Below are 4,881 nucleotides of genomic sequence, written 5' to 3'. Positions count from 1 at the left end.
CCCCACTTCCCCACTACCCCACTTCCCCAAAAAAAATTTTCCCAAGGGTGATAGGTTTTCTGAAACAAATGGGTAAATTGATTACAGACAAGAAAACATCCATCAGGAATACAGCTATGAACTCCGCTTTCAAATTCAAACTCATCCAAGCTCTCAACAAAAAGAACGGCAACAAAGGTTTCACCCTCATCGAACTCCTAGTGGTTGTTATCATCATCGGTGTACTGGCCGCCATCGCTCTCCCCAACCTCCTCGGTCAGGTGGCCAAAGGCAGACAAGCTGAAGCTCGCACCAACCTCGGTGCCGTTAACCGCGCCCAACAGGTTTACCGCTTGGAAAACACAGCCTTTGGTACTGTGTCTCAGTTGCCCGTTCAGTTTACCACCATCTACTATACACAGCCCAGCACTGTCACAGGTAGTCCCACTGCTGGCGGTGCTGAGGCACATATGGCCCCTCGTACAGTCTATGAGAACGATATTCTCGAATACGGAGCTGCCGTCGGTCGAAACAGCACCTCTGGCGCTTTTTCTGCTGTTATCTGTGAACAGGCCACTGCCGCCAGTACTGCTGTAGCCGCAGGTGATTTAACTAATATTGGTACTGTTACTACGGACGCAGCTTGTGCTGGTACTGCTGTTGCTAATCAGGTTCAGTAATGGTAGTCTAGAAAAGTATGGGGGTTGCGGTTGCCTAATTCTCTGACAATCGCAATTTCATAACTCCATCTTAATCACACCTTAGCCGAAGGTGACAGGGAAATATTCTCTTGGAAAATCTGCGCTCTTGGTTACTTTGGGGATGGGATTTTATCAGTAATCGGTAAACAGTGAACTAAAAACTCACGTCTGATAACAAGAACCGAATCTTAAACCTAATTTGTCAAGCTAAAAGCCTTGACGTAGTGACCTTCTTTTTAGGTAAGGGAATTGCCAGATTCTTTCTTGGAGTCCCTTACCTATTGCCATAGGAAGCTGATAGCTGAAATCTCCAACGCCCAACTAGAAAAATACAGGCAATATTGCCAGGGCCTAACCATGAAATACCTTCTTTTTTTAGCAATTAAATCACAAGGGAAAAAAGCGAGGGGTTTTACCTTAATAGAATTGCTAGTAGTGGTGGTTATATTAGGAGTCCTCGCCGCCGTCGGTTTACCGAATCTATTAGGGCAAGTCGCCAAAAGTAGGCAAGCAGAAGCAATCGCGATACTGGGACAAATCAATCGCGCCCAACAGGCTTATCGCTACGAAAATGGTATTTTTGCCAGTGTAAATAATCCAAATCAATTACCCATTAATGGCATTAACAACGCTAGATTTTATACTTTTACGGATCACTTTGCTCCCACTATTACTCAATCTTCCTATAGAGCGGACGCGACTAGATTTAATAATGATATTAAAAATTATGCAGGAGGAGTCGGACTGAGACCAGACGGGCGCTTATTTCCCGTTATCTGTGAAGATGAAAATGCTTTACAAGATGATGTTTTTGTCAACACTTCTGGCGGCTGCACGAATGGCATTACGCTTAATGATCTATCAGGGGTTCAGCAGGTGAGTCCATTACCTTAAATCCATTGTAAAGTTTACTTCTTGAGTGATCAAGGGAGTTAAAATTACTCCATGCCAATAAGTTTTTCAAATATGGACAAACTCTCTCAATGGGATTTACTTCTCAACAATAGGGAGGTTGATCAAAGTGGTCAGTTTACTGCTTAATATTCATTTACGAACAGTCTCTAAAATAACCGAAAAACCTTTTATTTTTGTTAATGTTATTGACTTTCGTTTAAAGCTATGCTAGGCGCAAAAAAAACGCTCAATCTATCCCTACTTAAAACTCTTGGTTTAGTCGCCGTCATCGGTGGACTAATCATTGTCACTGTGGAAATGCAACAGGAAAAGGTGAAAACCTTGACCAAAGAAAAGTTATTAGAAAGAAATTATAGTCAAGAATCTACCATAGAAAATGCTCAGGTTGAGTTATTAAAAAATATGCCAGCTTTTGGCTTTGATAATATGTTAGCCAATTGGTCAATGTTACAGTTTATTCAATATTATGGCGATGGGGATGCTCGCAAGGAGACTGGCTACGGTTTAAGTCCCGATTTTATGGAAATTGTCACCAAAAATGACCCAAAATTTGTCCGCGCTTATTTGATGATGTCCGTCCCTTCTTCTGTCAATGCTGGCAAACCCGAAAGAACAATTGAGATTATGAATAAGGGTTTATCAAAACTCACTCCTGATGTCACCGATGCCTATTTTATTTGGTTATATAAAGGAGTGGATGAACTATTATTTTTAGGCGATATTCCTGCGGCAAAAAAATCCTATCAAATGGCTGCCGATTGGGCGAAAATTGCTGGTAATGAATTTATCGAAAAATCCGCTAGGGGAACAGTAAAATTTTTAGAAACTAATCCCGATAGTCGCGCTCCCAGAGTTGGTGCCTGGATGTTAGTCTGGATAAATAGCCAAGATGAAGAAACCCGCAAGTTAGCTAAGGAAAATATCGAAAAATTGGGCGGTAAATTAGTTGTGTTAGGCGATAATCAAGTGATGGCGATTCCCCCGAAAGATTAGGGGTTAGCGTATTTTTCATCCTGCCAAAACTTATGATTTAATAAGCTATCAATATCCTTAGAAAAAGGACAAATATCGGGGAAAATAGCATCATATTCAATTCGCATATTCTCCACCGCTGCCTGACAACAATTATTACAAATATCAGTTAAAAAATTGCATAAACTAGGGGAATCTTTAAGGATATCTTTTAACTTAAATTGACAGCGTTTAATTGTTAGTTACCAACCTCGATAACAGTCGGACAAAGGAAGATAACGCCGTTTTAAAGCCTGTTCAAATAATGTAATTAAACGGTTTTTTAGTTCTCTTTTGTTTTGTCTTCCCAAAGACTCCACCTCCTCGATCAAATTCTCTAAATCAACTTGAGATAAATCTCCAGATTTTAATTGCTTAACCGTTTTCTCTATCCACAAAGCAAAATCTTGATCATAAAGATTTTTTATCTTGGCTAAAGTCATAATTTTTCTCCCTGTTAAACTTAAATTCATTTCTTGAAAATCACAATAAATTCGGTTATTAAAGACTGATTATTTATTCCGCTTTTTGCATGAGTGCATGAGTAGAAAACGGGTTTCTCGGAGAAACCCGTTTTCTGTACGTTACTTTAACTTTCCCAAAACTTATGGTTTAATAAACCATCAATATCCTTAGAAAAAGGACAAACATCGGGAAAAATAGCATCATATTCAATTCGCATATTTTCCAACGCTTCCTGATAACAATCATCACAAATATCGGTCAAAAAACTGCATAAACTAGGGGAATCTTTAAGGATATCTTTTAACTTCAATTGACAGCGTTTAATTGTTACTTCCCAACCTCGATAACAGTCAGACAAAAGAAGATAACGGCGTTTTAAACCGTGTTCAAATAATGTAATTAAACGGTTTTTTAGTTCCCTTTTATCTCGTCTTCCCAAAGATTCCACCTCCTCAATCAAATTCTCTAAATCAACCTGAGATAGATCCCCAGATTTTAATTGCTTAACCGTTTTCTGTATCCACAAAGCAAAATCTTGATCATAAAGATTTTTTATCTTGGCTAAAGTCATAATTTTGACCTCTTATGTTGACTAATTGCCTTCATTTTAGCGAAACTTGGTCAATTCAGACTAAATCCGGTTATTAAAGACTGATTATTTATTCCCCTTTTTTCATGAGTGCATGAGTAGAAAACGGGTTTCTCGGAGAAACCCGTTTTCTGTGCGTTACTCAACGGATTGATGGGATGCCCCGAAAACCCAAAACTAACAAGCCACAAACCGCACCGATCGAGGGATAATATAACCTTGATATTGACAATGGCGACTGATGAAAATTTTAATTATGGGTGGAACCCGATTTATCGGCGTTTCTTTGACTAAAGTGTTAGTAGAACAGGGTCATGAGGTAGTATTATTCAATCGTGGCAATAAACCCGCCCCGGTTGCTGGAGTACGACAGATTCATGGCGATCGCACCGACCCAGGGCAACTGAAAGAAAAGCTTAAAAATGAGAGTTTTGAGGCAATTTTCGACAATAATGGCAGAGAATTAAGTGATACTCAGCCCCTCGTCGAGATATTTAGGGACAGAATCGGGCATTTTGTCTATGTTAGCTCGGCGGGGGTTTATCTAAAATCCGACCAAATGCCCCATAAAGAAGGGGATAAACTAGATCCCAAAAGTCGCCACAAGGGAAAACACGAGACAGAAAAATATTTAAGCGAGATGGGTTTACCCTGGACTTCTATCCGTCCAGTTTATATCTACGGACCGGGGAACTATAATGACCTAGAAGCTTGGTTTTTTGACCGTTTGGTTCGTAATCGTCCTATTCCTATACCCGGTCATGGGGAACATTTTACCCAATTTGGTCACGTTGCTGATCTAGCTAAGGCCATGGCCGCAGTATTGGGTAATTCTCAGGCTATCGGTCAAGTGTATAATATTTCAGGCGATCGCTATGTAACTTTTAACGGTTTAGCAAAAGCTTGCGCGGCAGCCATGGGGAAAAATGCCGAGGAAATCGAGATTGTTAACTATAACCCCAAAAAATTTGACTTCGGCAAAAAGAAACCTTTCCCCCTGCGGGTTCAACATTTCTACGCTGATATTAATAAAGCCACCCGGGAGTTAAACTGGCAGCCTGAATATGATCTCGTCAGTGGTTTAACAGACTCCTTCCAGAATGATTATCTCGCTTCCGGTCGCGATCGGCAAGAAATAGACTTGGCGATCGATGACCAGATCTTGGCACAGCAATAAAATTAATTTTCTGGTGGAAGTGGGGAAGTGGGGAAGTGGGGAAG

5 protein-coding genes and 2 pseudogenes are annotated in these 4,881 nt (G+C 40.4%); 4 read left to right on the top strand and 3 right to left on the bottom strand.

Features of this window, described 5'->3' with window-relative positions:
* Nucleotides 1-116: 116 nt before the first annotated feature.
* Both IQ234_RS19860 and IQ234_RS19855 read left to right on the top strand, forming a co-directional pair.
* Nucleotides 117-659, top strand: a complete 543-nt coding sequence (locus IQ234_RS19860) for a type IV pilin protein (RefSeq protein WP_193958341.1) — start codon at nucleotides 117-119, stop codon at nucleotides 657-659.
* A gap of 378 nt (nucleotides 660-1,037) precedes the next feature.
* On the top strand, nucleotides 1,038-1,574 hold the full coding sequence (locus tag IQ234_RS19855) for a type IV pilin-like G/H family protein (protein WP_193958340.1): 537 nt from the start codon (nucleotides 1,038-1,040) through the stop codon (nucleotides 1,572-1,574).
* Nucleotides 1,575-1,578: 4 nt separating this feature from the next.
* On the opposite strand, the pseudogene IQ234_RS21425 reads toward IQ234_RS19855, so the two are convergent.
* Nucleotides 1,579-1,701, bottom strand: a pseudogene (locus IQ234_RS21425) (IS630 family transposase); the annotation flags it as partial.
* Between the two features lie 98 nt (nucleotides 1,702-1,799).
* Between IQ234_RS21425 and IQ234_RS19850 the strand changes: the two are divergent.
* The gene (locus tag IQ234_RS19850; protein WP_193958339.1) at nucleotides 1,800-2,588 is read left to right on the top strand and encodes a hypothetical protein; all 789 of its coding nucleotides are present in this window, start codon (nucleotides 1,800-1,802) and stop codon (nucleotides 2,586-2,588) included.
* Here the strand turns inward: IQ234_RS19850 and IQ234_RS19845 are convergent.
* Both IQ234_RS19845 and IQ234_RS19840 read right to left on the bottom strand, forming a co-directional pair.
* Nucleotides 2,585-3,049: pseudogene (locus IQ234_RS19845) on the bottom strand (DUF29 domain-containing protein). The gene IQ234_RS19850 and the pseudogene IQ234_RS19845 overlap by 4 nt on opposite strands.
* Before the next feature lie 146 nt (nucleotides 3,050-3,195).
* Nucleotides 3,196-3,642: a DUF29 domain-containing protein gene (locus tag IQ234_RS19840; protein ID WP_193958338.1), complete on the bottom strand. Its 447-nt coding sequence runs from the start codon at nucleotides 3,640-3,642 to the stop codon at nucleotides 3,196-3,198.
* 259 nt (nucleotides 3,643-3,901) lie between these two features.
* Here IQ234_RS19840 and IQ234_RS19835 point away from each other — a divergent pair, with 259 nt between their 5' ends.
* Nucleotides 3,902-4,837, top strand: a complete 936-nt coding sequence (locus IQ234_RS19835; protein ID WP_193958337.1) for an NAD-dependent epimerase/dehydratase family protein — start codon at nucleotides 3,902-3,904, stop codon at nucleotides 4,835-4,837.
* Nucleotides 4,838-4,881 lie beyond the last annotated feature (44 nt).

It is taken from the genome of Microcystis aeruginosa LEGE 91341 (assembly GCF_015206885.1).
GTDB classification, from domain to species: domain Bacteria; phylum Cyanobacteriota; class Cyanobacteriia; order Cyanobacteriales; family Microcystaceae; genus Microcystis; species Microcystis aeruginosa_H.
Note: the sequence above shows the minus strand (reverse complement) of the source record. Positions and strands in the feature narration are given on the sequence as shown.